Below are 21108 nucleotides of genomic sequence, written 5' to 3' on the forward strand. Positions count from 1 at the left end.
ACTAAAGATAGTGAGGAGACTTGATGAAAAATAACTTAATAAAATCTGTTCGCATCGCCGCAACTGCGGTCATGTTTTTAGGTCTGAGCTGGAATAGCCAGGCACAGACCTTCCCTGATCGTGAAGTGTCGTTGATCGTGAACTATGGAGCGGGCGGCACGACGGATGTTGCCTCACGCGCACTCGCTCAGGGTATGGAAAAGAGCCTTGGTAAACCGATCATCGTTCAAAACAGGCCTGGCGCACTGGGCACGCTGACGCCGGCTTACATTGCTCGGCAAAAGCCAGATGGTTATCAGATTGGTGTGGTGACATATTCGACAGTCGCGATCATGCCGCACCTGATGGACTTAACTTACACCATCAAGGATTTTGAGTTCGTGGCCGGCTTTGGACGCTTTCGTTACGGTGTAGCCGTTAATGCAGATTCTCCTTACAAGACCTTGGCGGATCTGGTGAAGGCGGCACAGTCAGGGCAAGGTCTGTTTTTTGGGACGACCTCTGCACCGAATAACTTGGCAATCTTTGAGTTGTCTCGCTTAACGGGGGCCAAGTTCGAACATATTTCCTATAAGTCTGGTGCTGAGGCTGTTACTGCGGTCTTAAGTGGTCAGGTTCAGGTGATCGTTCAAAACCCCCCCGACATCTTGCCTCATATCAAGGCAGGTAAATTGCGTATGTTGGCCTCAGCGAGTCCAATGCGTTGGGTTGAGCAGCCTGACGTGAAAACGATGAAAGAGCAGGGCTACGACGTGGAAATTGACTCTTGGCTGGGATTGGCGGTCCCGAAGGGGACTCCGGCCGCAATTGTCAACACGCTAGAGAAAGCTGCGTTGACCGCGATGGCTGATCCTGCGCTGGCAGCGCGTTTAGCGAATATGGGGGTCGATCCGGCATCCCTATCCGCAAAACAGTATCTGGATATCTTGGAAAAGGGTTATATCGAGATGGGTCGCGCAATCAAAGCGGCCAAAATCCCACGCATCACCGGTTGACGCCTGTAAAAACTGATATACTGTCGCACTTTGCTGCGCCCGTAGCTCAGTTGGATAGAGTACTTGGCTACGAACCAAGGGGTCGTGGGTTCGAATCCTGCCGGGCGCGCCATATAAATCAAGGGCTTACAGAGCGATCTGTAAGCCCTTGTCCTTTTTAGCTGGATGTTGTTTAAATCATCAGATTTGTAATGGTGTTGTAAGATAGGCTTGCGTGCTATGTTGGATTTAGTCAATTTTTAGGGATTGCGATCGTATGTCTGATACCTCCAAATACTCCGTCACTTATTTGCGGTTTTTGCATTTGATGCAGGCAATCCGACAAATCCCATCCTTCCCGAACATGGATCCGGTGGAAGAGCGGTTGCTTACGATGCTTGGCGTTAAGTGGCATGATGCGCAAAAAGTGAGTGTGCTCGAGGCAATGGGTCTGTCCACAGAGATTTCTGCAACCACTGCGCACCGACGCTTAAAGACCTTGCGCAAGAAAGGCATGATTGAACTTGATGTCGATAAGTTAGACAGTCGAGTTAAGTATGTCGTGCCCACCGAGCTCGCACGTAAATATTTTGTCGCCTTAGGGCAAGCCATCGATAAGGCTGCTCAGCCTACCTGATCTAATGCCGCCCCCTTCGCAGGTCCATTCGGATGGGTCGTCAAGATCCAGCGTCCGTCCCATACAGAAGCCCAAGTCGACACCAGCACTATTAGGCGCGGGTGTTTTGGTCGTATTGCTATGGATGTTCCTGTTTTATCTCAATGAGTGGTTGTTCTCCGATCTGTCGCTCAGCAAAGTCATTAATTGGATTTTTTTGCCGGCCGCAATTCGTATGCTATCGGTCATGGTGCTTGGATGGGTTGGCGCCGTAGGTTTGTTTTTCGGCGCCTTGCTAACGAACGACATGATGATGCACGCTGGTTGGGCTGATGCAGTGGTAATTGCAGGGCTGTCAGCGCTTGGACCAGTTGCTGCGGTTAAGGCCTGTGGGACATGGCTTCAAATAAGCGAGGACCTATCTGGTTTGCGTCCTAGTCAACTGATGATTTTCTCTCTTGCGGGCGCAATCTGTAATGTCGTTCCGCACAATATTTATTTCTTTTTCTCTGGCCACACGCCCGATATTTTCTCGGGCATGATTCCAATGCTTGTTGGGGATTTGCTAGGCACGCTTGTGATTCTCTATTTCGCGAGCCTAGCACTCAAGTTCTTTACCGCTCGATCGTGATGTTGCCGTCCGTAATCACTTTTTGCCACATTGCCGTTTCTTCCGCCATCTTCTTAGCAAACTCTTGCGGGGTACCGCCTGCTGCATCGAAGCCGAGCTTTGCAAACTGCGCTAACAAGCCTGGATTTTGAATAGCTTTGTTCAGAGCTTGATTGAGGGTTGCTTGAATGGCGGGTGGCAGGCCAGCAGGTCCAAATACGCCAAACCAAGTCAATGACTCGTAGCCGGGTACGAATTGTGACAATGTCGGGATATTAGGTGCTACGGAAGAGGGCTTTGGTGAAGTGACTGCCAAGGCGCGCACTTTGCCATCGCGAATATGCGGTAGCGACACTGAAATCGAATCAAACATCAAATCTAGGCGGCCAGCCATTAAGTCGGGCATCGCTAGAGCAGTGCCTTTATAGGGCACATGCGTCATTTTGGTGCCAGTCATCGCCAAGAATCGCTCTGTTGAAAGGTGCGGGATCCCGCCCGTTCCAGCTGAGCCGAAATTGAGTTTGCCAGGATTCTTTTTAATGTAATCAATCAGCTCTGGCATCGTGGTCGCAGGCGATGACAAGGGCACGACCACGACTTGCGGAGAGGCAGCAAGATACATGATGGGGGTGAAGTCCTTTGTGGGTGAGTACGGGATCTTCGGGTTTAAGATCGGCCCGATCGTATGTGTGCTTGAAGTGGAAAGCAGAATCGTGTAGCCATCAGGTGCTGAGCGCGCTACTGACTCGGATCCGATGACGCCAGCCGCTCCTGCGCGATTATCCACGACGACCGTTTGCCCAAGCTCTACACCGAGCTGTTGTGCCACGACTCGTCCCACAATGTCAGTGGCGCCACCGGCGGGGAAAGGAATAATCAGTTTGATTGGCTTAGTTGGGTAGGCCTGCGCCATCAACGGTGCTGATAAAAATGTGCTGATGACGCCGAGTGTGGCGATCATGATGTTGCGGCGCGTGTTCATTCAAGTTGCTCCGAAAAGTATGTAAAAAGGTCTTTGGGTGGTGATGTTGTTCGTTAGACGTACTCTTTAACCGCGAGTCTCGCAGCTAAAGTCTGGGGTACCTCAATAGGAAGGTCTAGCATCCAGAAAGACAGCCCCTTACCATGTGTGTCCAGATTTAGCGCATCGTTGACGCCGCCATCGAGAACTCCCTCGATCACAAAATTCATTGCTTCGAGTTTAGGAAGCAAGTAGCGTGCCACATTCTTAGGGTGACGGTAGCCAAACCATTGGGCGACACGCGCCTCGGTCAGTTGCTCTGTGAGCAGTGCATAGCACTCTGCATCCCAGGCAATCACACTGATGTTAGAGGTGTTGCCTTTATCGCCAGCACGGCTGTGCGCGAGTTGATAAAGCGGGAGTTTGACGGTGGCGCTCATGGGAGTTGCTCCTGAACAAAACTGTAGCCGCAAGGCACGGCCTCGCGAGGAATGGTGCAAGACAGGGTGTCGAGGCGCGGACGCAGGGATGTGCGAACGCCACCACCACCGGCGGGGCCGCAACAGTACAGTGAGGTCACATCGCGTAGAATTTTTTCCGCAATCTCTTTCTGTAAGTGCACACCGGCCACACGCAAGCGGACATCTCGTGACTCGGGCAAGCCCTTGCTCATTAATTCTCCAGCGTCATCTCCAAAGATGCTGATGGCGCCGATCAGGTCAATACGAAGTGGTAAGAGATGGCCGATACGTTTTCGTACTGTTTCGCCGGCGAGTGCAGCCCGTTCTCGTGCTTGAAAGCCTGCGTAAGAAATCTCGGCCTCGGCTAGATAACCATTGTCGTAGCAGACATTGACTTTCAATTCTGCAGGTCGTGCATGACCAGTAACGCCTTGAATAAGGATACGATCTTGTCCTTCGGATTCAATTGTGACCTGAGTAATATCTGCCGTGACATCCGGTGTCAGATACTTTGCAGGGTCGTGTACCTCGTAAAGAATTTGTTCACGACCGGTGCGGTCGTCTACGCGTCCGCCTGTGTTATCCGCCTTAAAGACGGAGAAGCTGCCATCGGCGCGTATCTCGGCAATTGGAAAGCCAATACGATGCATATCGGGTACGGGCTTTTGTCCCGGAACACAATAGTAGCCGCCAGAGACCTGTGTGCCACATTCAAGCATGTGCCCGGCCATCGTGCCACAGCCCATCTTGTGCCAGTCGTCCATGGCCCACCCAAAGTGCGCGATGGCGGGGCCTAACGTGAGAGACGGATCTGATACACGGCCTGTGACGACAATGTCAGCGCCATCGTTTAAGGCTTGTGCGATTTCAGCGGCACCAATGTAGGCGTTTGCACTCACAACGCGCGAGGGGTCGATATCTGTACCGAGCTTTTTAAGTAGAAACTTCAGTTGTTCGGGTTGCGTTAAGTCGTCACCGTGCACGACAGCAATACGTGGCACACGTAAACCTTGCATGCGCGCTAGCGCAAAGATCCTTTGGGCCGCTGCTTGCGGATTCGCGGCACCGAAGTTGCTCACGATCTGTATGTTGTGCTCGAGGCAGCGTTTTAAGACTGGACCGACAAGATCGTCGAGCAGCGGCTCATAACCCATTTTTGGATTCTTGCGCTTTTCAATTTGCGCAAGCGCAAGTGTGCGCTCGGCTAAAGTCTCGAAGTTGAGGACTCCGCCACCCAGCGCTATGAGTGTGTCCACGACCGGACCCGCACCGTCGGTTCGGTCGCCCGAGAAGCCAGTAGCACAGCCTACATATAGCGGCTTGTCTGTTTTGGTTTTGCTCATAAATAGGCTCCAGTATTAATCAGCTGACGACATTGATCGGTTTGCCTTGCACAAAAGCATTCAGATTTCCAAGAATGCCCTGCGTAAGCCGGGACATCCCATCTTCGTTTGCCCAAGTAATGTGGGGCGTGATGATTAGATTAGGCAAGTGCATTTGTAATAGGGTGTGTTCGGCTGCAGGTGGTTCACTGGCTAAAACGTCTAGCGCGACGCCACCGAGATGGCCACTCAACAGGGCGTCGCCGACAGCACCCTCGTCAATCAGTGGACCTCGGGCTGTGTTGATCAGCATGGCACCAGGTTTCATCTGAGCAAGTTCTTTTGCACCAATCAATCCACGGGTATCGGGGGTCAAAGGGCAGTGCAGTGTAATCACGTCGCTTTGGGCGAGCAGTTCTTCAAAGGCGACGTAACCGGGTCGCACAACCTGGGCACCTCGGTGTTCACCGAACAGCACTTTCATTCCAAGCGCTTGGGCAAGCGTCGCAACCTCCGAGCCAATCGCGCCTTTGCCGAAAATACCTAACGTGGCTCCTCTTATATTTAAAATAGGTGCGCCGTGCACGCAGAAGTGAGCAGAGGTTGGCCATTGTTGGCGTCCGTCGGTTTGATAAAAATACAGCGCACGACGCAGCGCAAAAATAAACCCAATGACACCTTCCCCAACGCTTTGTCGTGAGTAGCCCGGCACATTGGATACGACAACGCCACGCGCGCGGCATGCATTCAGATCAATGCAGTCATAGCCCGTCGCCGCGACGCACACAAACTTAAGCCTGGGCGCACCCGCCAGAACCTCGGCGGTAATTTTTACTTTGTTTGTGATGCATATCTCGGCATCGCCCAGTGCTTGCAGGGTTGCTTGAGCTCCAGGACTGGTGGCTGGGCAGTTTTTCCATTGAGTAGCCCAAGCTGGCACGGTAAGCGGGTTTGGAATGGTGTCGCTATCTAAAAATACGATCTGCATGGTTAAACTTTGCTCGAATGTGGTCTGATATGCCTTGCGCGTTGGCTGGCGTGGTTTTTGTACATTAAATCATGCCGCACGACCTTTTAAATTGGTCTTGTAAGAGCTGGTTCCGCTGTTTTTTCTTTTGGGATGTCTTTGATGATCGCTTCTTCTTCCGCCCTTGGTGTGTCGGCTTCTGTTGTCGCATCTGCCGTGTACGGCCGAGATGGTCAAAAACACGTCGTCGAGGTCACGCAGATTAGTGCCGTACTAAAGGCAGAAAATTCCCTTTTATGGGTGGGTCTACATGACCCAGCTCCGGACGTCATTGACATGATTGTGGCGCAGTTAGGGTTGGACGCTGCAGTTGGACAGGATATGGGCGCAACGCACCGAGTTCCCAAGGTGATGGATTATGGGACGGCTGTGCTGGTGGTCGCAATGACAGTCGAGGTGCGAAGCACTGATGGCTTGCCGGCTTTCGGCGAAACACAATTGCTTATCGGGTCAAACTACCTCATTACACTGCGTCGTGGTGCCATCGCCTCTCACACAGCGCTCAGGCACCGAATGGAGAGTCGGCCCGACCAGCTTGCTCTGGGCAGTGCTTTTGTCGCGTCTGAACTGCTGGATTTGTTGATCGATCGCTATAACCTCGCTCACGATATGTTCGAGCGCGCGGTCGAACCGATGGAACAAGCCATGATTTTGAGAGGTCTAGAAAAACTGAAAGTTCGGCGGCTCTATCAGTTGCGCAGAGATTTCCAGCGGATGCACAATGCAATTGCGCCCCTCGGGGAGGTTTGTCGTCGTTTGTCGCATCGAGAGTTCCTGCCAATCAATGCGCAGGCGCGTCCGCTATTTGCCGACTTGGCTGACCGCGTCTACCGCGTGGACCGCTTGCTCGACAACTTGGGTGATGGTCTCACCTTTGCGTTCGAGGCGGGCATGCTCATTGAGCAGGCTAAGCAAACTGAGACAACACGTCGCCTTGCTGCGTGGGCAGCGATTCTTGCCGTTCCGACTGCCATTGCTGGGATTTATGGAATGAACTTTGAGTACATGCCCGAACTCCAATGGAAGTATGGCTATTTGGTAATCCTAGGCTTAATGGGTACGATTTGCGGAACGCTGTTTTATAAATTCCGTCAGGCAAAATGGCTTTAAAGATATTCCCACAGTGGTAAATTCAATTTTTTTTGAAATAATCAGATAAATCAAATACTTATATGAATAGCAGCTACCAAACTCTCTCGCGCCGCGCCGGGCGAACGCTCACTCAGTCAGTGATTTCGATGGCCTTCCTTGGCCTCGTTGGTCTGACGGGTCCTGCCCTAGCGCAAGGCGTAGGGCAATATGCTTTAACCGGCAAGGTCGTGCAGGTTTCTGACGGGGACACGATCAACTTGCTGGTGGACAAGACGCAGCATCGTATTCGCCTGGCAAGCATTGATGCACCTGAAACGAGTCACGGTAGTGAGCGACCTGGCCAGCCGTTTGGCGAGGCTTCGCGCAAGAACCTGGCGGACTATGTGGCTGGTAAGACCTTGACTCTGACCTGTTACGAGAAGGACCACTACGGGCGAGATGTCTGTGACGTGCCAGCAAATGGTACGACAGCGAATCGCTTGCAGGTGCAAGATGGCATGGCCTGGGCGAACCAACAGGCCAAGGGTAAGTTTTTGCGCGATAAGTCCTTGGTGGGAATTCAAAGTGATGCGCAAAAAAAGAAACTGGGGCTCTGGGCTGAAGCTGGCGCTGTCGCACCTTGGGAATGGCGTGTTGTGTGTTGGCAAAACAAAAAGTGCAAGTGAAAAAGCTCTGCCTGGCGATTGCTTGCTGTGCTGCGGTGGTTGGCTGTGGACCGCAAGGCGTTGAGTCGCCTATTAATAGCCCTTATGCGGCTGGCGCCGAGACTAAAAATGTGTTGTACACCGCCTTTACGCAGCGATCGCCGAAGTATCTTGATCCTGCGCGGTCCTACTCGACCGATGAAACACCTTATACCTATAACATTTACGAACCGCTGTATGGCTATCATTATCTCAAGCGGCCGTATGAGTTAATCCCGCGTACTGCGCTTGAGGTCGTTGAGCCAGTATTTGTAGATAAGCAAGGCAATAAGTTAAGCGCAGACGCTGCGGTCAAAGATATCGCAGAGAGTGTGTACGACATTCCTTTACGCAAGGGGATTCAGTATCAGCCACACCCTGTTTTTGCGCGCGAAGCAGATGGTCGTTTTAGCTATTGGCCGCTAACGTCAGAACAGCTGACTGATAAATTTGTGATGAGTGACTTTGCGCAGCAAGGGGCGCGCGAGCTGACCGCACACGATTACGTCTATGCAATTCGGCGTTTAGCGAGCCCCCGCGTGGCGTCGCCAATTTTTTCAACACTTGCCCAGCATGTTGTGGGGATGAAAGAGTATGGCACCCGCTTGCGGGAGATAGATACTGCGCTACGCAAGGGCGTCTCTGTTGGTTCGCGCGATTTGCCTTGGTTAGATTTGCGTAGTGTTGGTTTTTCTGGAGTTGAGGCGCTCGATGAGCACACGCTACGAATTCGTGTCAAAGGTCTGTACCCTCAGTTCAAGTATTGGCTGGCGATGACCTTTGTTGCCCCGATTCCCTGGGAAGCAGATCGCTTCTACAGTCAACCGGGTATGGCTCAGCGCAACCTGACGCTTAATAATTGGCCTGTCGGGACAGGACCCTATATGTTGACTGAGTCAATTCAAAACCGGCGGCATGTGTTGGCGCGCAATCCTAATTTTCGAGGTGAACCTTATCCGTGTGAGGGTGAACCGGCTGATCGCGCAAAAGGTTTGTTAAACGATTGCGGCAAGATGACGCCCTTTATTGATCGCATCGTTTTCAACATTGAGAAGGAAAGCATTCCCTTGCAGGGAAAGTTCATGCAAGGCTATTACGACGTGCCGCAGGTTGACCGTGGCGATACGGGGGTCGCGATGCTTGTAGCAGCATCTGACTCAACAGAGAAAGCTGCGCTATATGCAAAGCATGGCATCCAGTTACCGACGACAGTCGAAGCACAAATGCAATACTTTGGATTTAACTGGCGCGATCCGGTCGTTGGGCGTGGAGATACCCCTGAACAGCAAGCACGTAATCAGAAACTGCGCCAAGCGCTGAGTATTGCGTTCAACTGGGAGGAGTTTGTTGCGATCTTCCAAAATGATCAGGCTCAGGTCGCCTATGGCCCTGTCCCTCCTGGAATTCTTGGCTATCAGTCGGGTATCTCGGGTATCAATCCTGTTGTCTATGATGTCGTCGGTGGTAACGCGCAGCGAAAGTCGCTTGAGCAGGCCCGTCAGCTGTTAGCCGAGGCAGGCTATCCAAATGGACGTCACGTAACGACAGGCGAGCCTCTCGTGTTGTACTTCGATTCCGCGAGCGGAGGGGGTGGGTCTAGTCCAACGCTCGATTGGATGCGTCGCCAGTTCGCTCAGATCGGCGTGCAGCTCGACATCCGTTCCACTGACTACAACCGTTTTCAAGAGAAGATGGCGCGGGGTGTGGCGCAGATGTACATGTGGGGTTGGGTCGCTGACTATCCAGATGCAGAGAATTTCTTGTTTTTGCTTTATGGGCCAAATGTGAAAGCTGAGAAGGGAGGCGAGAATGCATCAAACTATGTGAATCCGGAGTATGACGCGCTGTTTGAAAAGATGCGTGACTTACCGGATGGCCCTGAAAAAGAGCAGCTCATCGCGCAGATGATAAGAATTGTGCAAGAGGATGCCCCTTGGATGTTTGGTTTATTTCCCAAGTCAGGCGGAGCCTTTCAGCAATGGGTAGGTAACGCGAAGCCAACTCAAATGGTGCGTAACAGCTTGCAGTACATGAAGATTGATACTGAGTTGCGCAGTAAAAAAATAGCGGAATGGAACCCTCCTGTTTGGTGGCCACTGCTGGTGTTATTTGGTCTACTCGGCTTATTGGTTTGGCCAGCCTGGCGTGCGCTTCGCCAACAAGCGCAACAGAATGCTATGGGCGACGTTGTGGAGACGCCAAAATGATCGGATACGTTTTGCGTCGAATGCTCTACGGTGTGCTGATCCTGATAGGGGTTAACCTTTTTACCTTCGTGTTATTTTTTGCTGTGAACACGCCTGACGATATGGCTCGTCTTGCGATTGGTGGTCAGCGCGTAAGTGCTGATGCGATTACGAAGTGGAAGGTCGAACGCGGTTATGACAAGCCATTGTTCATCAATACACAAGCGCGTGGTTTAGAGCAATACACCGATACGATTTTCTATCAACGCTCGGTCCCCTTGCTGAGATTTGACTTTGGTGCCTCCGATGAGGGTAGAGACATTGGACGTGAAATTGGTAAGCGGATGTGGCCAAGTCTGGCGCTAGCGATTCCAACTTTTATCCTGGGTCTGCTGGTGAGTATTGCCTTCGCCTTGCTGCTTGTTTTTTTTAGAACAACGCACTTGGACTTTTGGGGAGTCGTGTTGTGTGTGGTGATGTTGTCAATCTCTGGGCTTTTCTACATTATCGCTGGGCAGTGGCTGTTTTCTAAATTACTACGTCTGGTGCCTTACTCTGGTTTTGCTGGGGGATGGGACGCCTTAAAATTTTTGGCTTTACCTATTTTGGTCGCCGTGATCGCTCGATTAGGTCCGGAGGCGCGATTTTTGCGTAGTCTTTTCTTAGAAGAAGTGGGTAAAGATTACGTTCGCACGGCGCGTGCTAAAGGCCTAAGTGAGCGCGTGGTGTTGTTCAAACACGTACTGCGTAATGCCATGCTTCCGATCCTAACGGGCGCGGTCTCGGCCCTACCATTACTCTTTATGGGAAGCTTGATTTCAGAGTCGTTCTTTGGAATCCCTGGGCTTGGAAGCTACACCATCGACGCCATTAGTGGACAAGATTTTTCTGTCGTACGTGCGATGGTCTTTCTAGGCTCCGCGCTCTACATTCTGGGACTAATTTTGGCCGATATTTCTTATACGCTCGCTGATCCGCGCGTACGTTTCGAGTGATCATGCCAAAATTTATTCTCCTCTGGACGGACGCTGCATTATTTGCTTTGCTTGCAGTGGTTTTCGGTTATGCCTGGCATGTATCGCGTTCGCGTACTCTTCGTGCGACTTGGGGGCGCGTTGCGCGCAATACGCCGGCGATGTGTTCGGCCGTTGTGCTGTCCTTATTTGTTGTGGTTGGGTTGTTGGACTCCATACATTTTCAGCCAAGATTGCCGCCTGCGCCAGGAGCTGCCAACCCGAGTGCAGTGGTGTATGCGCCCAAAGTCGTGTCCTTGTTAGATGTTTTGCTTGAGGACACGGCTTTTGTTCGACCTGAAAAAACCTACTCGTCACCCTTGTCCTGGCAGCAGTTCACAAAGGAAACTATTTTGCAGGAAGGGGGCGCCCCGGTACGCGACTTTCCTCGGCTCCGTTTTGGGGGACGACATCTCGGTGAGCCGCAGGAGCAATGGTTCGTTGATGTGTTGAAGCGACTCTTGTTGGGGTTGGGTGGTGGTGCCTTGTTAGCGGCATTGCTAGTCGGCCTGCGGATGATTTGTGTCAAGCGTGGCGCGCGCCTTGAGTGTTGGCGACAGATGTTAAGCGGACAATCTGAGGTTCCTTGGCGTGCCATCTTGATCACGTCGACGACTGTTTGTTTGTTGCTCGGCATTGTCGTTGGGTTAGCCTCCGGCTATCACGTTCTTGGGACAGATCGCACGGGTAACGATGTTCTTTGGCAAGCGTTGAAGAGTGTACGTACCGCCTGGGTGATTGGTAGTCTAACCACGATTGCGATGCTTCCCCCCGCAATCGTGTTTGGCATTGCTGCGGGTTACTTTAAAGGCTGGATTGATGATGTCATTCAGTATGTCTACACGACGTTGACGTCGATTCCCGGTGTGCTGTTGATTGCCGCCTGTGTCTTAATGATGCAGGTGTACATCGACACAAATCCTGGTTTGTTTCCGACCTCTGTTCAGCGGGCAGACTTGCGACTGTTTTTACTATGCATGATTTTAGGTCTTACCGGATGGGCCGGCTTATGTCGTTTGTTACGTGCGGAATCACTCAAACTGCGTGAGCTTGAGTATGTCCAGGCGGCCCGGGCATTTGGCATTTCTAACCTCCGTATTATGGGTCGACATCTGTTGCCCAATGTGATGCATATCGTGTTGATCACGGTCGTGCTGGAGTTCTCTGGATTAGTGCTGTACGAAGCTGTCCTTTCTTATCTTGGTATCGGCGTGGATCCGAGTATGAATTCTTTCGGCTCGATGATCGAGAAAGCGCGGTTTGAAATGTCGCGCGATCCGATGATCTGGTGGAACTTGCTTGCTGCATTTCTATTCATGCTGGCTTTGGTGCTAGCGGCGAATTTGTTTGCAGACGCGGTTCGTGAAGCCTTCGACCCGCGATCTAGGTCGTTTCGAGTACGCCGTGGGACTACAGCCTTGCCCGAGGGAGGCGTCACGACAGCGCACACAGCTCTTCCGACTGGCGTGCAAGGGCTTAAGCCTGTCCTTCAGCCAGTGTTGAAAGTGACAGACCTCGATGTTTCGATCGATACGCAAGAACGTTTTCAACTTGCTGTGAAGGCGTTGGCTTTAACCGTACAGCGCGGCGAAACCTTTGCGTTGGTCGGTGAATCTGGTTCCGGCAAAAGCATGACAGCGATGGCTTTACTTCGATTACTGCCCGAGGCCTTGCAGGTGACGCGTGGACGCGTTGTGTTGGAGGGCACAGAGTTGCTAGGCCTGCCTGAAGTGGCGATGCGGGACGTGCGTGGTGGGCGTGCGGGGATGATCTTCCAGGAGCCTGCGACCAGTCTGAACCCCGTGATGCGCATTGGTCAGCAAATTATTGAGGCAATCGAGGCGCATACAACGCTTCGCGGACAAGCTGCACGTGCAAGGGCGATCCAGTGGCTCGAGCGTGTCGGGATTCCGGACCCTGCGCGCCGAGTGGATGACTATCCTTTTCAGTTCTCTGGCGGACAAAAGCAGCGCGTCATGATCGCTATCGCTTTGGCGGCCGAACCCGAACTGTTGATCGCTGACGAGCCCACTACGGCGCTGGATGTGACGGTTCAGGCGCAGGTGTTGACGCTGTTGGCCGATATTCAGAAAGAGCTTGGAATGGCAGTTTTGTTGATTACGCATGATCTAGCTGTGGTAAAGGATGTAGCAGATACCGTTGCCTTAATGCGTCATGGCGAGGTTGTTGAGACGGCTTCGGCTGAAAAGTTCTTTCGTGCGCCAGAGCATGCGTATGCGCGTGAATTGTTCGACGCTATTCCGACCTTTAGCAAGCGCGGCAGACCGCTATCCGCTGCGGGACGTGAACGTTTGTTGGTATCTCAGCCTCCTACTTCGCCAGCGTTGGGGGGGCATGCTGTCTGCTTGGCTGTGCAGGACTTGCAGATTCGTTATGCGCAACGACAAGGTCTTTTGCGGCGTGTGTCGGGTCACAATAATGTTGTGCAAGGCGTGAGCTTTGAGTTGCGTGCGGGGGAAACACTTGCTTTGGTGGGTGCCTCTGGGTGCGGCAAGACAACGGTGGCTAAGGCGCTGCTTCGATTGCTCGATTCGAACGCTGAAGTATCCGGTAGCGCGATCATCAATAATTCGAATATTCTGACATGCTCGGGGCGTCAACTGCTCGCGTTGCGCCGGCAGATCCAGATCGTTTTTCAAGATCCCTACGCTTCTCTCGACCCAAGAATGCGAATTGGTGCGATTTTGCAGGAGGGTATTGAGGCGTTGCGCCCAGAGTGGAGTCGCGTTGAGCAAACGCGTCGCATCGCGTATTTGCTGGCAAGGGTAGGCTTGCCGAGCGATGCCTCGGATCGCTACCCGCATGAGTTCTCCGGCGGGCAGCGCCAACGTATTGCGATTGCGCGGGCGCTCGCCGTCGAGCCCGCTGTACTGATCTTGGATGAGCCTACCTCGGCACTTGATGTATCGGTGCAGGCGCAGATTCTGGATCTTTTGTCAGATCTACAGAAAGAAACCGGTATGGCGTATTTATTCATTACCCATAACTTTGGTGTCGTAGAGTATCTGGCAGACCGTGTCGCTGTGATGGATTCGGGCGTGCTGGTTGAGATAGGGGATGCAGAGCAGGTGCTGCAGTCGCCCAGGCATCACATCACACGTGAGCTACTGGCGGCGGTTCCCCGTCTCGATCTAGTGGCTTAGTCCTGCCTTGGTGGGGGCCTCCGGTATACTCAGGGTCTTGTATTTACCGGTTTAGCCTCAAGATAGACGGTATGGGATTAAAAGTTTTCGATCTGCAGTGCGCGAATAGCCATCTTTTTGAAGGCTGGTTCGGCTCGCATGATGATTATGATGCCCAACAAGCGCGCGGTCTGGTGAGCTGTCCCATGTGTCAAGACACCACGATTACCAAGCGGCTGTCTGCGCCACGACTCAATGTGGGACACTTTTCAGACGCGCCCCCGGTTTCTGATACCCAAGCGTCTACGGCGGCCGGTTCGTCCAATGCAGTGGCGGTTTCTAACGAGTCAGGTCAGCTTCTGCAACTACAGGCGGCCCTAATGCAGCAGATGCGCGACTTCGTCAGTAAAACCGAAAACGTTGGCGATCGGTTTGCCGATGAAGCGCGTCGTATACATGAGGGCGAATCCGACGACCGACCTATTCGTGGCACCGCCACGCCGCAAGAGCGTGAGGCCTTAGCTGAAGAGGGCATCGCAGTCGTTGCCTTGCCAGAGTTTCTGGATACAGACCGACTGCAGTGAAGTGTCGCCCCGATTGCGGTGCCTGTTGTGTGGCGCCCTCCATTACAAGCCCAATACCCGGAATGCCGCTTGGCAAGCCTGCAGGCGTCCCTTGTGTGCAGCTTTTGGCAGACTTTCGGTGTGCCTTATTTGGCAAGCCTGAGCGACCACATTTTTGCGGCGGCTTGCAGCCATCAGAAGAAATGTGTGGCACTGATCGAACCTATGCCATTGTCTGGCTCGCCGAGTTAGAGCAAAAAACTCGATACAACTAGTTACAAAATTCTTGCTCTTTGACCTAGCTTTGTCCTGCTTTTGCTCTTGTTCGTATCATCGTATTTGCTTAAGATGTGCGCATGGAAAAACGCATCACAGTACTCGAAGTTTTAGTTCAGCAACACACAAAATCAATCGATCGTCTTGATCGTTCGATTACTGAATTGCGATCTGATATGGATCACAGGTTTTCTGAGGTGAATCGCACACAGCAAGATTTCCGCGCTGACGTTGATCGCAAATTTGTCTGGGTCATCGGTATGCAGTTTACGAGTCTGATCGCAGTGCTTGGTGCAATCGCCAAACTTGCTAACTTGTTTTAGTGTTGCAGAGCAAAAAAAATAGCTCCCAAGGGAGCTATTTTCTGATCAGCTTGTGATTTTTACATCACGCGGCTGCGGTACTCGCCAGTGCGTGTGTCGATTTCAATCTTGTCGCCAATTGCGCAAAAAAGCGGCACAGGCAGTTCATGGCCGGTATTGATTTTTGCGGGCTTCATGACCTTACCGGAAGTATCGCCACGTACAGCAGGTTCGGTGTAGACGATCTCGCGGACAACCATGGTGGGTAATTCAACAGAAATCGCACGGCCATCATAGAACACTGCTTCAACCGGCATGCCTTCTTCGAGGTAGTGCAGGGCGTCGCCCATGCTGTCTGCTTCGATCTCATACTGGTTGAAATCGGCATCCATAAAAACGTACATAGGATCAGCAAAGTAAGAGTAGGTGCATTCTTTGCGATCAAGCACAACGACATCGTACTTTTCGTCGGCTTTGGACACGGTCTCACTGCCTGAGCCAGTCAGCAGGTTTTTAAATTTGAGTTTAACGACCGATGCGTTGCGGCCCGATTTGCTGTATTCGGCGCGCTGCACGACGACGGCATCTTTGCCAACCATCACGACGTTGCCTACGCGCAGCTCTTGTGCGGTTTTCATGCTTAAAACTCCGGTAACTTGGGGTCTCCGGGACTCGATTGCCGGAGCGGTTTTGTAAAAAAGCCCTCTATTCTAGCCTGTTCGAGACGCAACTGCTGTGAAACTCGCTTAAAGCGATCCTTTTGTCCGGCAAAAAAGGTCTAGTGAACAGGCCAAATCTTGGTTTTTAGCTAAATCGGCCGCGATTTCTTTGGCTGCCAACGTCCATGCGGTCAGGGACGCTGGTTCTAAAATTTGAGCGAAGGCGTTTGAAGACGCGGCTGAGGCATGCTCAAGGTTCCAGTTCCGGATGCAGGACTGTACGGGCGCGGGCAGCGCCGCACGTGCGAGCCAAGCATCGAGCTTGACCAGATGGGTCTCTTCCGTTTGCGGGTAGATGTGCCAGATGGAAGGTTTTGCGGCCCACAGTGCTCGCACAAAAGAGTCCTCGCCGCGAACAATATTGAGGTCAGCAGTCCAGAGCGTTTGGTCGTATTCTGGTTGCGTCGTGAACGGTATACGCGCGACGTGAAGATTGCCTTGCTGTCCTCTTGGGATGTCGCTAGCGATACCCTCAGGGATCAGAAGTAGCGTCGAAATAGACTCGTTCGCCAAGTGCTTACAAAATGCGCTGAGAGGAGCCTGTGGGTAACAGAAGGCTGAGATCAGTCGACCTGAACGCCAGGCTTGTAAGCCATCGGATGGCACGCCGAGGGACTTGATCCATTGGAACTGTCGATCAGGGTTGGCCTGCCAAGCATCTCGGACCTCAATCAAGCTTGATTCTTTGATTAAGCCACCTGTTTGCGAGGTAAAGCCAGGGAAAAAGAAGTTGGAGTGTAGGCCATCCGAGCGCAGCGAAGGGAGTCCGTGACATCCCTCGACCCATGCTTCTGCACTGAGATACTCCAGATTAATCCAAAGTGTGTTGCCAGGAATCATCCGGGCCTGGAAAGCGGGTGGCAGCTCGCACGAGAAGCTAGCGATGACAACTGGACGGGGTACGAGGTCTGGCGCTGGGTTCGTCCAGTGAACAATCTCGATGTTGTCGATGAGCTGAATACTTTGCGCAGTGCTGACGCGCGCATCAAGTTTCTTGAAGCTGTCGAGTGCATCGACCCAAAGACGAATCGACCAACCGTGTTCGCTTTGCAGTTGACGCGTCAAGCGCCAAGTGACGCCGATGTCACCAAAGTTATCGACGACGCGGCAAAAAATATCCGCGCGCATCGCTAATGAAAATGCGCAGGCGCCGTCTCGGCGTCTTCTGGTAGTTCGGCATGGACCATTTCACCAGAGGGGTTTGGGAAATGCGGTGCACCACAGTCTTCACAAAAGTCTGGTGGCAACGTGCCTGGTAGACGGCGAATGTCGGTTACGCCGCACTCTTTGAGTAAGCTTGCGATTTCATCGACCGTATCAATCGGTGTCGGTTCGCTGTCGAGCAAGGGTTGGTCGTCCTCGCGGCCATACAAGGGCCAAAGGCAACCATAGACGACTTCATTCTTATTTTTTTGTGTGAAGCCGATGCGGTATTCATCGATACGCTGTTCGCCGCAGCCCGCCACAACAGCACGCAACTGGCTCGGTTCGATGTTCAGTGCTGAGCCCAACCAAGACACGGCAGCTTTAACCGAGAGTGGTCGAACGCGTCGGTCGGCTTCACGATTACTAACGTAGTAGGCATCAGGAACAAGTATTTCAAAGCCGCAGCCCGCCAAGAGCTCTGTAAACAAAGTCTGTGTTGCGTCACCCCAGTTCTCTAGGCACTTGACGCGTCCATTACCGAGTTCGCCGGGCTCTTCTTGCCAACGAAATAGCGGCTGCCCCTCTGGAATCGCGACGGCAGCCACTAAGTAGCGGGTATCGGCCAGCATATTGAAGGCGTCTGGCTCAGCGTGTAATTTTGGTAGTGCACCGGGTAAGCCGAGAGCGTGTGCGCCGAGTTTGAGTAGCCATTCCCATGTTTCACAAAAGCTGCGAGGCATTTGATCCAAACTTGCGAGCCTGGGCATTACTGCAACCTGTGTGTTCGCTGCGAGCACATGCGCCTGTAAGTGACTTTGCAGTGAGGTGACCATGCTGGTCGGGAGATCGCAAGCGGGGATGCTGTAGCGCGTCCAGGCAACAATAGGGGCAACAATTAACAATACATCGTAGCGCGCACCGTCCTTCTCAATCACGCAAGACTCCGACAGCGTCTCAGCTTGTTCAATTAACACTTCATAGCCACCAAGATTCGTCTTCGAGAGGTGATCTAGTGCAGAATCGATGATGGTGTCGTTGCCAGCGCGCATGAGCTTGTTCAGAAGCGCACCGAGCTCGTTTTCCCAGTACTGATCTTCTACGCGACTTCCGGAGCTATGTAAGGCAAGTGCAAGCGATACCAAGCGGGTGGCATCACGGGTCAGACGGGTAGAAGAGGGGGTTGAGCGGGCACGAGCCATAACAGGGGGGAGCAAGCTGAGAGAACACTAGTGTAACGAACAATGGCCCGATCCCACTGTCAGGTTCGCTTGATCTGGTGAGATAAAAAAACACCCGTCAAGCGCACGAGGCGCAAGACGGGTGTTTGTGGTGTTACGAACAGCAGTGCTTAAACTGCGTCGGCAACATCCTTGTAGTCAGGAATTTGATCAAAGTTAAGATACTTGTAGATATCCTTACTGCTTTCTTTGATCACACCCATGTCGGCCATGTACTCTTCTTTGGTCGGGATGCGGCCAAGTTTCGAGCAAATCGCGGCGAGCTCAGCTGAGCCAAGGTACACATTCGTGTTCTTACCCAAACGGTTGGGAAAGTTACGTGTACTGGTTGACATGACCGTCGCGCCTTCGCGTACTTGTGCTTGGTTGCCCATGCACAAAGAGCATCCTGGCATTTCGGTACGTGCACCGGCTACACCGAACACGCCGTAGTGACCTTCCTCAGTGAGTTGGGCTGCATCCATCTTGGTTGGCGGAGCAATCCACAACTTAACGGGCATATCACGCTTACCCTCAAGTAACTTCGAAGCGGCGCGGAAGTGACCGATGTTGGTCATGCAGCTACCGATAAACACTTCGTCAATCTTGGAGCCAGCGACTTCAGACAGGAACTTCACGTCATCAGGATCGTTCGGGCAAGCAACAATTGGCTCGTGGATATCAGCGAGATCGATCTCGATCACGGCTGCGTATTCTGCATCAGCGTCAGGCTGGAGCAACTGTGGGTTGGCCAGCCATGCTTCCATTGCTTCAATGCGACGACGGATGCTGCGCTCGTCGTCGTAGCCATTGGCAATCATCCACTTCAACATCACGATGTTGCTGTTGATGTATTCAATGACGGGCTCTTTGTTCAGGCGAACCGTACAGCCAGCCGCGGAGCGTTCAGCCGAAGCGTCTGACAGTTCGAACGCCTGTTCGGCTTTGAGATCTGGCAAGCCTTCGATTTCAAGAATACGACCCGAGAAAATGTTTTTCTTGTTTTGCTTCTCGACAGTCAGCAGGCCCGCTTTGATTGCATACAGCGGAATCGCGCTGACCAAATCACGCAGGGTGACGCCAGGCTGCATTTTGCCCTTGAAGCGCACTAGTACAGATTCTGGCATGTCGAGTGGCATGACCCCCGTCGCTGCAGCAAACGCCACCAGACCTGAGCCTGCTGGGAAGCTGATGCCAATTGGGAATCGGGTGTGCGAATCGCCGCCCGTGCCAACTGTGTCAGGCAAGAGCATGCGGTTGAGCCAAGAGTGAATCACGCCGTCGCCTGGGCGCAGCGAAATACCGCCACGGTTGCTCATGAATTGCGGCAACGTGTGCTGGGTCTTCACGTCGACCGGTTTCGGATAGGCTGCGGTGTGGCAGAACGACTGCATAACCAAATCAGCAGAGAAGCCCAAACATGCGAGGTCTTTTAGTTCGTCGCGTGTCATCGGACCCGTTGTATCCTGGCTCCCAACGGATGTCATCAGTGGCTCACAGTAGGCGCCAGGACGAACGCCGTGGCCCTCTGGCAAGCCACAAGCACGACCCACCATTTTCTGGGCAAGTGTGAAGCCTTTTTTGCTCTCAGCCGGCTTGGTTGGCAAGCGGAAGAGGGTTGACGCAGGCAAACCGAGTGCCTCGCGCGCCTTGGCAGTCAATCCGCGACCGATAATTAGCGGAATACGACCGCCAGCACGAACTTCGTCGAACAGAACGTCAGATTTGACTTCAAACTTCGAAATCACTTTGCCATCTTTCAGGGCTTGGCCCTCGTAGGGACGCAGTTCAACGACGTCGCCCATATTCATGTTGGAGACATCCAATTCGATTGGCAGGGCTCCAGCATCTTCCATCGTGTTGTAGAAGATCGGTGCAATCTTGTTGCCCAAACATACGCCACCAAAACGCTTGTTCGGTACGAAAGGAATGTCTTCGCCCGTAAACCATAGAACAGAGTTTGTCGCCGATTTGCGCGACGAGCCCGTGCCAACGACGTCGCCAACGTAGGCGACGAGGTGGCCCTTCTTCTTTAAATCGTTGATGAACTTGATCGGTCCAATTTTGCCGGGTTCTTGCGGTTCAATTCCAGGACGCGGGTTCTTGAGCATCGCCAGGGCGTGCAAGGGAATGTCAGGACGGCTCCAAGCATCCGGAGCGGGAGAGAGGTCATCCGTGTTTGTTTCGCCAGTCACTTTGAGAATCGTGACTGTCAAGCTCTTGGGGACTTCAGGACGGCTAGTAAACCATTCGGCATCAGCCCAGCTTTGCATGACAGCTTTCGCGTTTGCATTGCCTTTAGCGGCCTTTTCTTTGACGTCATGGAATGCGTCAAACATCAGTAGTGTCTTCTTCAGGCCTTCTGCTGCGATCTTGCCTACTTCGGCATCGTCGAGCAATTCGACCATTGGGCCGATGTTGTAGCCGCCAAGCATGGTGCCCAATAACTCAGTTGCTTTGGCACGCGAGATGAGGGAGCACTTTTCTTTGCCGCTCGCCACTGCGGCAAGATAGGCTGCCTTCACCTTCGCTGCCTCGTCTACGCCCGCTGGCACGCGATGCGTAATGAGTTCAACCAGCGCTTCGCCCTGACCGGCCGGAGGCGATTGCAGCAGAGCAATCAGATCTGCTGTTTGTTGAGCTGATAAGGGAAGAGGAGGAATGCCGAGGGCTGCGCGTTCGGCAACATGTTGGCGATAGGCTTCGAGCATGGGAGCGCCTTTGAGGTGAGGAAGATAAGTAAATTAGATTGTAAAGTGAAGCGGGTCCAGCGGCAAGTGTCTTATATCTTATATAA

At 52.8% G+C, this 21108-nt stretch carries 19 protein-coding genes and 1 tRNA gene; 12 read left to right on the forward strand and 8 right to left on the reverse strand.

The features are described from left to right. Positions 1 to 38: 38 nt before the first annotated feature. The 4 genes from KZZ10_RS14725 to KZZ10_RS14740 all read left to right on the forward strand — a co-directional run bounded on the left by KZZ10_RS14725 (position 39) and on the right by KZZ10_RS14740 (position 2221). Positions 39 to 995 carry a Bug family tripartite tricarboxylate transporter substrate binding protein gene (locus KZZ10_RS14725; protein ID WP_259662432.1) on the forward strand — a complete coding sequence of 319 codons (957 nt, stop codon included), beginning with the start codon at positions 39 to 41 and terminating at the stop codon, positions 993 to 995. Positions 996 to 1030: 35 nt separating this feature from the next. After that, a tRNA-Arg gene (locus KZZ10_RS14730) sits at positions 1031 to 1107 on the forward strand. 144 nt (positions 1108 to 1251) lie between these two features. Further along, positions 1252 to 1611: a winged helix DNA-binding protein gene (locus KZZ10_RS14735; RefSeq protein WP_259662300.1), complete on the forward strand. Its 360-nt coding sequence runs from the start codon at positions 1252 to 1254 to the stop codon at positions 1609 to 1611. Between the two features lie 4 nt (positions 1612 to 1615). After that, entirely contained in the window at positions 1616 to 2221 is a 606-nt protein-coding gene (locus KZZ10_RS14740; protein WP_259662301.1) for a hypothetical protein, read from the forward strand. Here KZZ10_RS14740 and KZZ10_RS14745 read toward each other — a convergent pair. From KZZ10_RS14745 to KZZ10_RS14760, 4 genes are read right to left on the reverse strand one after another with little or no spacing between them, the layout of a single operon-like run. Beyond that, complete coding sequence (locus KZZ10_RS14745) at positions 2205 to 3182, reverse strand: Bug family tripartite tricarboxylate transporter substrate binding protein (protein WP_259662302.1); 978 nt, start codon at positions 3180 to 3182, stop codon at positions 2205 to 2207. The two genes, KZZ10_RS14740 and KZZ10_RS14745, sit on opposite strands and share 17 nt — an antisense overlap. 53 nt (positions 3183 to 3235) lie before the next feature. Next, a complete protein-coding gene (locus KZZ10_RS14750; protein WP_259662303.1) occupies positions 3236 to 3601 on the reverse strand; it encodes an AtuA-related protein in 366 nt (121 codons plus the stop codon). After that, positions 3598 to 4965 carry an acyclic terpene utilization AtuA family protein gene (locus KZZ10_RS14755; RefSeq protein WP_259662304.1) on the reverse strand — a complete coding sequence of 456 codons (1368 nt, stop codon included), beginning with the start codon at positions 4963 to 4965 and terminating at the stop codon, positions 3598 to 3600. Before KZZ10_RS14755 ends, KZZ10_RS14750 begins: the two co-directional genes overlap by 4 nt. 19 nt (positions 4966 to 4984) lie before the next feature. Next, entirely contained in the window at positions 4985 to 5932 is a 948-nt protein-coding gene (locus KZZ10_RS14760; protein ID WP_259662305.1) for a D-2-hydroxyacid dehydrogenase, read from the reverse strand. 141 nt (positions 5933 to 6073) lie between these two features. Here KZZ10_RS14760 and KZZ10_RS14765 point away from each other — a divergent pair, with 141 nt between their 5' ends. The 8 genes from KZZ10_RS14765 (at position 6074) to KZZ10_RS14800 (ending at position 15250) form a co-directional block, all read left to right on the forward strand. Further along, positions 6074 to 7081 carry a magnesium and cobalt transport protein CorA gene (locus KZZ10_RS14765; protein WP_259662306.1) on the forward strand — a complete coding sequence of 336 codons (1008 nt, stop codon included), beginning with the start codon at positions 6074 to 6076 and terminating at the stop codon, positions 7079 to 7081. 62 nt (positions 7082 to 7143) lie between these two features. Beyond that, positions 7144 to 7728 carry a thermonuclease family protein gene (locus KZZ10_RS14770; protein WP_259662307.1) on the forward strand — a complete coding sequence of 195 codons (585 nt, stop codon included), beginning with the start codon at positions 7144 to 7146 and terminating at the stop codon, positions 7726 to 7728. An 11-nt stretch (positions 7729 to 7739) separates the two neighbouring features. Further along, on the forward strand, positions 7740 to 9953 hold the full coding sequence (locus KZZ10_RS14775) for an ABC transporter substrate-binding protein (RefSeq protein ID WP_259662433.1): 2214 nt from the start codon (positions 7740 to 7742) through the stop codon (positions 9951 to 9953). Then, on the forward strand, positions 9950 to 10927 hold the full coding sequence (locus KZZ10_RS14780; protein WP_259662308.1) for an ABC transporter permease: 978 nt from the start codon (positions 9950 to 9952) through the stop codon (positions 10925 to 10927). Before KZZ10_RS14775 ends, KZZ10_RS14780 begins: the two co-directional genes overlap by 4 nt. A 2-nt stretch (positions 10928 to 10929) precedes the next feature. Then, entirely contained in the window at positions 10930 to 14109 is a 3180-nt protein-coding gene (locus tag KZZ10_RS14785) for a dipeptide ABC transporter ATP-binding protein (RefSeq protein WP_259662309.1), read from the forward strand. 71 nt (positions 14110 to 14180) lie between these two features. Beyond that, positions 14181 to 14672, forward strand: coding sequence for a DUF1178 family protein (locus tag KZZ10_RS14790; RefSeq protein ID WP_259662310.1), 492 nt, complete (start codon positions 14181 to 14183; stop codon positions 14670 to 14672). Then, entirely contained in the window at positions 14669 to 14926 is a 258-nt protein-coding gene (locus KZZ10_RS14795) for a YkgJ family cysteine cluster protein (protein ID WP_259662311.1), read from the forward strand. The genes KZZ10_RS14790 and KZZ10_RS14795 overlap by 4 nt, the downstream gene beginning before the upstream one ends. Before the next feature lie 81 nt (positions 14927 to 15007). After that, positions 15008 to 15250, forward strand: a complete 243-nt coding sequence (locus tag KZZ10_RS14800) for a hypothetical protein (RefSeq protein ID WP_259662312.1) — start codon at positions 15008 to 15010, stop codon at positions 15248 to 15250. Between the two features lie 59 nt (positions 15251 to 15309). Here the strand turns inward: KZZ10_RS14800 and efp are convergent, their stop codons facing one another. From efp to acnB, 4 genes are all read right to left on the reverse strand, one after another. Continuing rightward, on the reverse strand, positions 15310 to 15867 hold the full coding sequence (efp, locus tag KZZ10_RS14805; RefSeq protein ID WP_259662313.1) for an elongation factor P: 558 nt from the start codon (positions 15865 to 15867) through the stop codon (positions 15310 to 15312). Positions 15868 to 15975: 108 nt separating this feature from the next. Then, on the reverse strand, positions 15976 to 17076 hold the full coding sequence (earP, locus tag KZZ10_RS14810; protein ID WP_259662314.1) for an elongation factor P maturation arginine rhamnosyltransferase EarP: 1101 nt from the start codon (positions 17074 to 17076) through the stop codon (positions 15976 to 15978). A gap of 2 nt (positions 17077 to 17078) precedes the next feature. Then, on the reverse strand, positions 17079 to 18293 hold the full coding sequence (locus KZZ10_RS14815; RefSeq protein WP_259662315.1) for a DUF2863 family protein: 1215 nt from the start codon (positions 18291 to 18293) through the stop codon (positions 17079 to 17081). A 149-nt stretch (positions 18294 to 18442) separates the two neighbouring features. Beyond that, positions 18443 to 21022 (reverse strand): bifunctional aconitate hydratase 2/2-methylisocitrate dehydratase, encoded by a 2580-nt coding sequence (gene acnB / locus KZZ10_RS14820; RefSeq protein WP_259662316.1) that lies wholly within the window; start codon positions 21020 to 21022, stop codon positions 18443 to 18445. Between the last annotated feature and the right edge of the window lie 86 nt (positions 21023 to 21108).

This window comes from Zwartia hollandica (assembly GCF_019923725.1).
GTDB classification, from domain to species: Bacteria; Pseudomonadota; Gammaproteobacteria; order Burkholderiales; family Burkholderiaceae_B; genus Zwartia; species Zwartia hollandica.

Bases quoted from the DNA above. Each gene is read 5' to 3' on its own strand.
- KZZ10_RS14735 (WP_259662300.1), top strand. From the start codon at position 1,252: ATGTCTGATACCTCCAAATACTCCGTCACTTATTTGCGGTTTTTGCAT.
- KZZ10_RS14740 (WP_259662301.1), top strand. From the start codon at position 1,616: ATGCCGCCCCCTTCGCAGGTCCATTCGGATGGGTCGTCAAGATCCAGC.
- KZZ10_RS14745 (WP_259662302.1), bottom strand. From the start codon at position 3,182: ATGAACACGCGCCGCAACATCATGATCGCCACACTCGGCGTCATCAGC.
- KZZ10_RS14750 (WP_259662303.1), bottom strand. From the start codon at position 3,601: ATGAGCGCCACCGTCAAACTCCCGCTTTATCAACTCGCGCACAGCCGT.
- KZZ10_RS14755 (WP_259662304.1), bottom strand. From the start codon at position 4,965: ATGAGCAAAACCAAAACAGACAAGCCGCTATATGTAGGCTGTGCTACT.
- KZZ10_RS14760 (WP_259662305.1), bottom strand. From the start codon at position 5,932: ATGCAGATCGTATTTTTAGATAGCGACACCATTCCAAACCCGCTTACC.
- KZZ10_RS14765 (WP_259662306.1), top strand. From the start codon at position 6,074: ATGATCGCTTCTTCTTCCGCCCTTGGTGTGTCGGCTTCTGTTGTCGCA.
- KZZ10_RS14770 (WP_259662307.1), top strand. From the start codon at position 7,144: ATGAATAGCAGCTACCAAACTCTCTCGCGCCGCGCCGGGCGAACGCTC.
- KZZ10_RS14780 (WP_259662308.1), top strand. From the start codon at position 9,950: ATGATCGGATACGTTTTGCGTCGAATGCTCTACGGTGTGCTGATCCTG.
- KZZ10_RS14785 (WP_259662309.1), top strand. From the start codon at position 10,930: ATGCCAAAATTTATTCTCCTCTGGACGGACGCTGCATTATTTGCTTTG.
- KZZ10_RS14790 (WP_259662310.1), top strand. From the start codon at position 14,181: ATGGGATTAAAAGTTTTCGATCTGCAGTGCGCGAATAGCCATCTTTTT.
- KZZ10_RS14800 (WP_259662312.1), top strand. From the start codon at position 15,008: ATGGAAAAACGCATCACAGTACTCGAAGTTTTAGTTCAGCAACACACA.
- efp (WP_259662313.1), bottom strand. From the start codon at position 15,867: ATGAAAACCGCACAAGAGCTGCGCGTAGGCAACGTCGTGATGGTTGGC.
- earP (WP_259662314.1), bottom strand. From the start codon at position 17,076: ATGCGCGCGGATATTTTTTGCCGCGTCGTCGATAACTTTGGTGACATC.
- KZZ10_RS14815 (WP_259662315.1), bottom strand. From the start codon at position 18,293: ATGGCTCGTGCCCGCTCAACCCCCTCTTCTACCCGTCTGACCCGTGAT.
- acnB (WP_259662316.1), bottom strand. From the start codon at position 21,022: ATGCTCGAAGCCTATCGCCAACATGTTGCCGAACGCGCAGCCCTCGGC.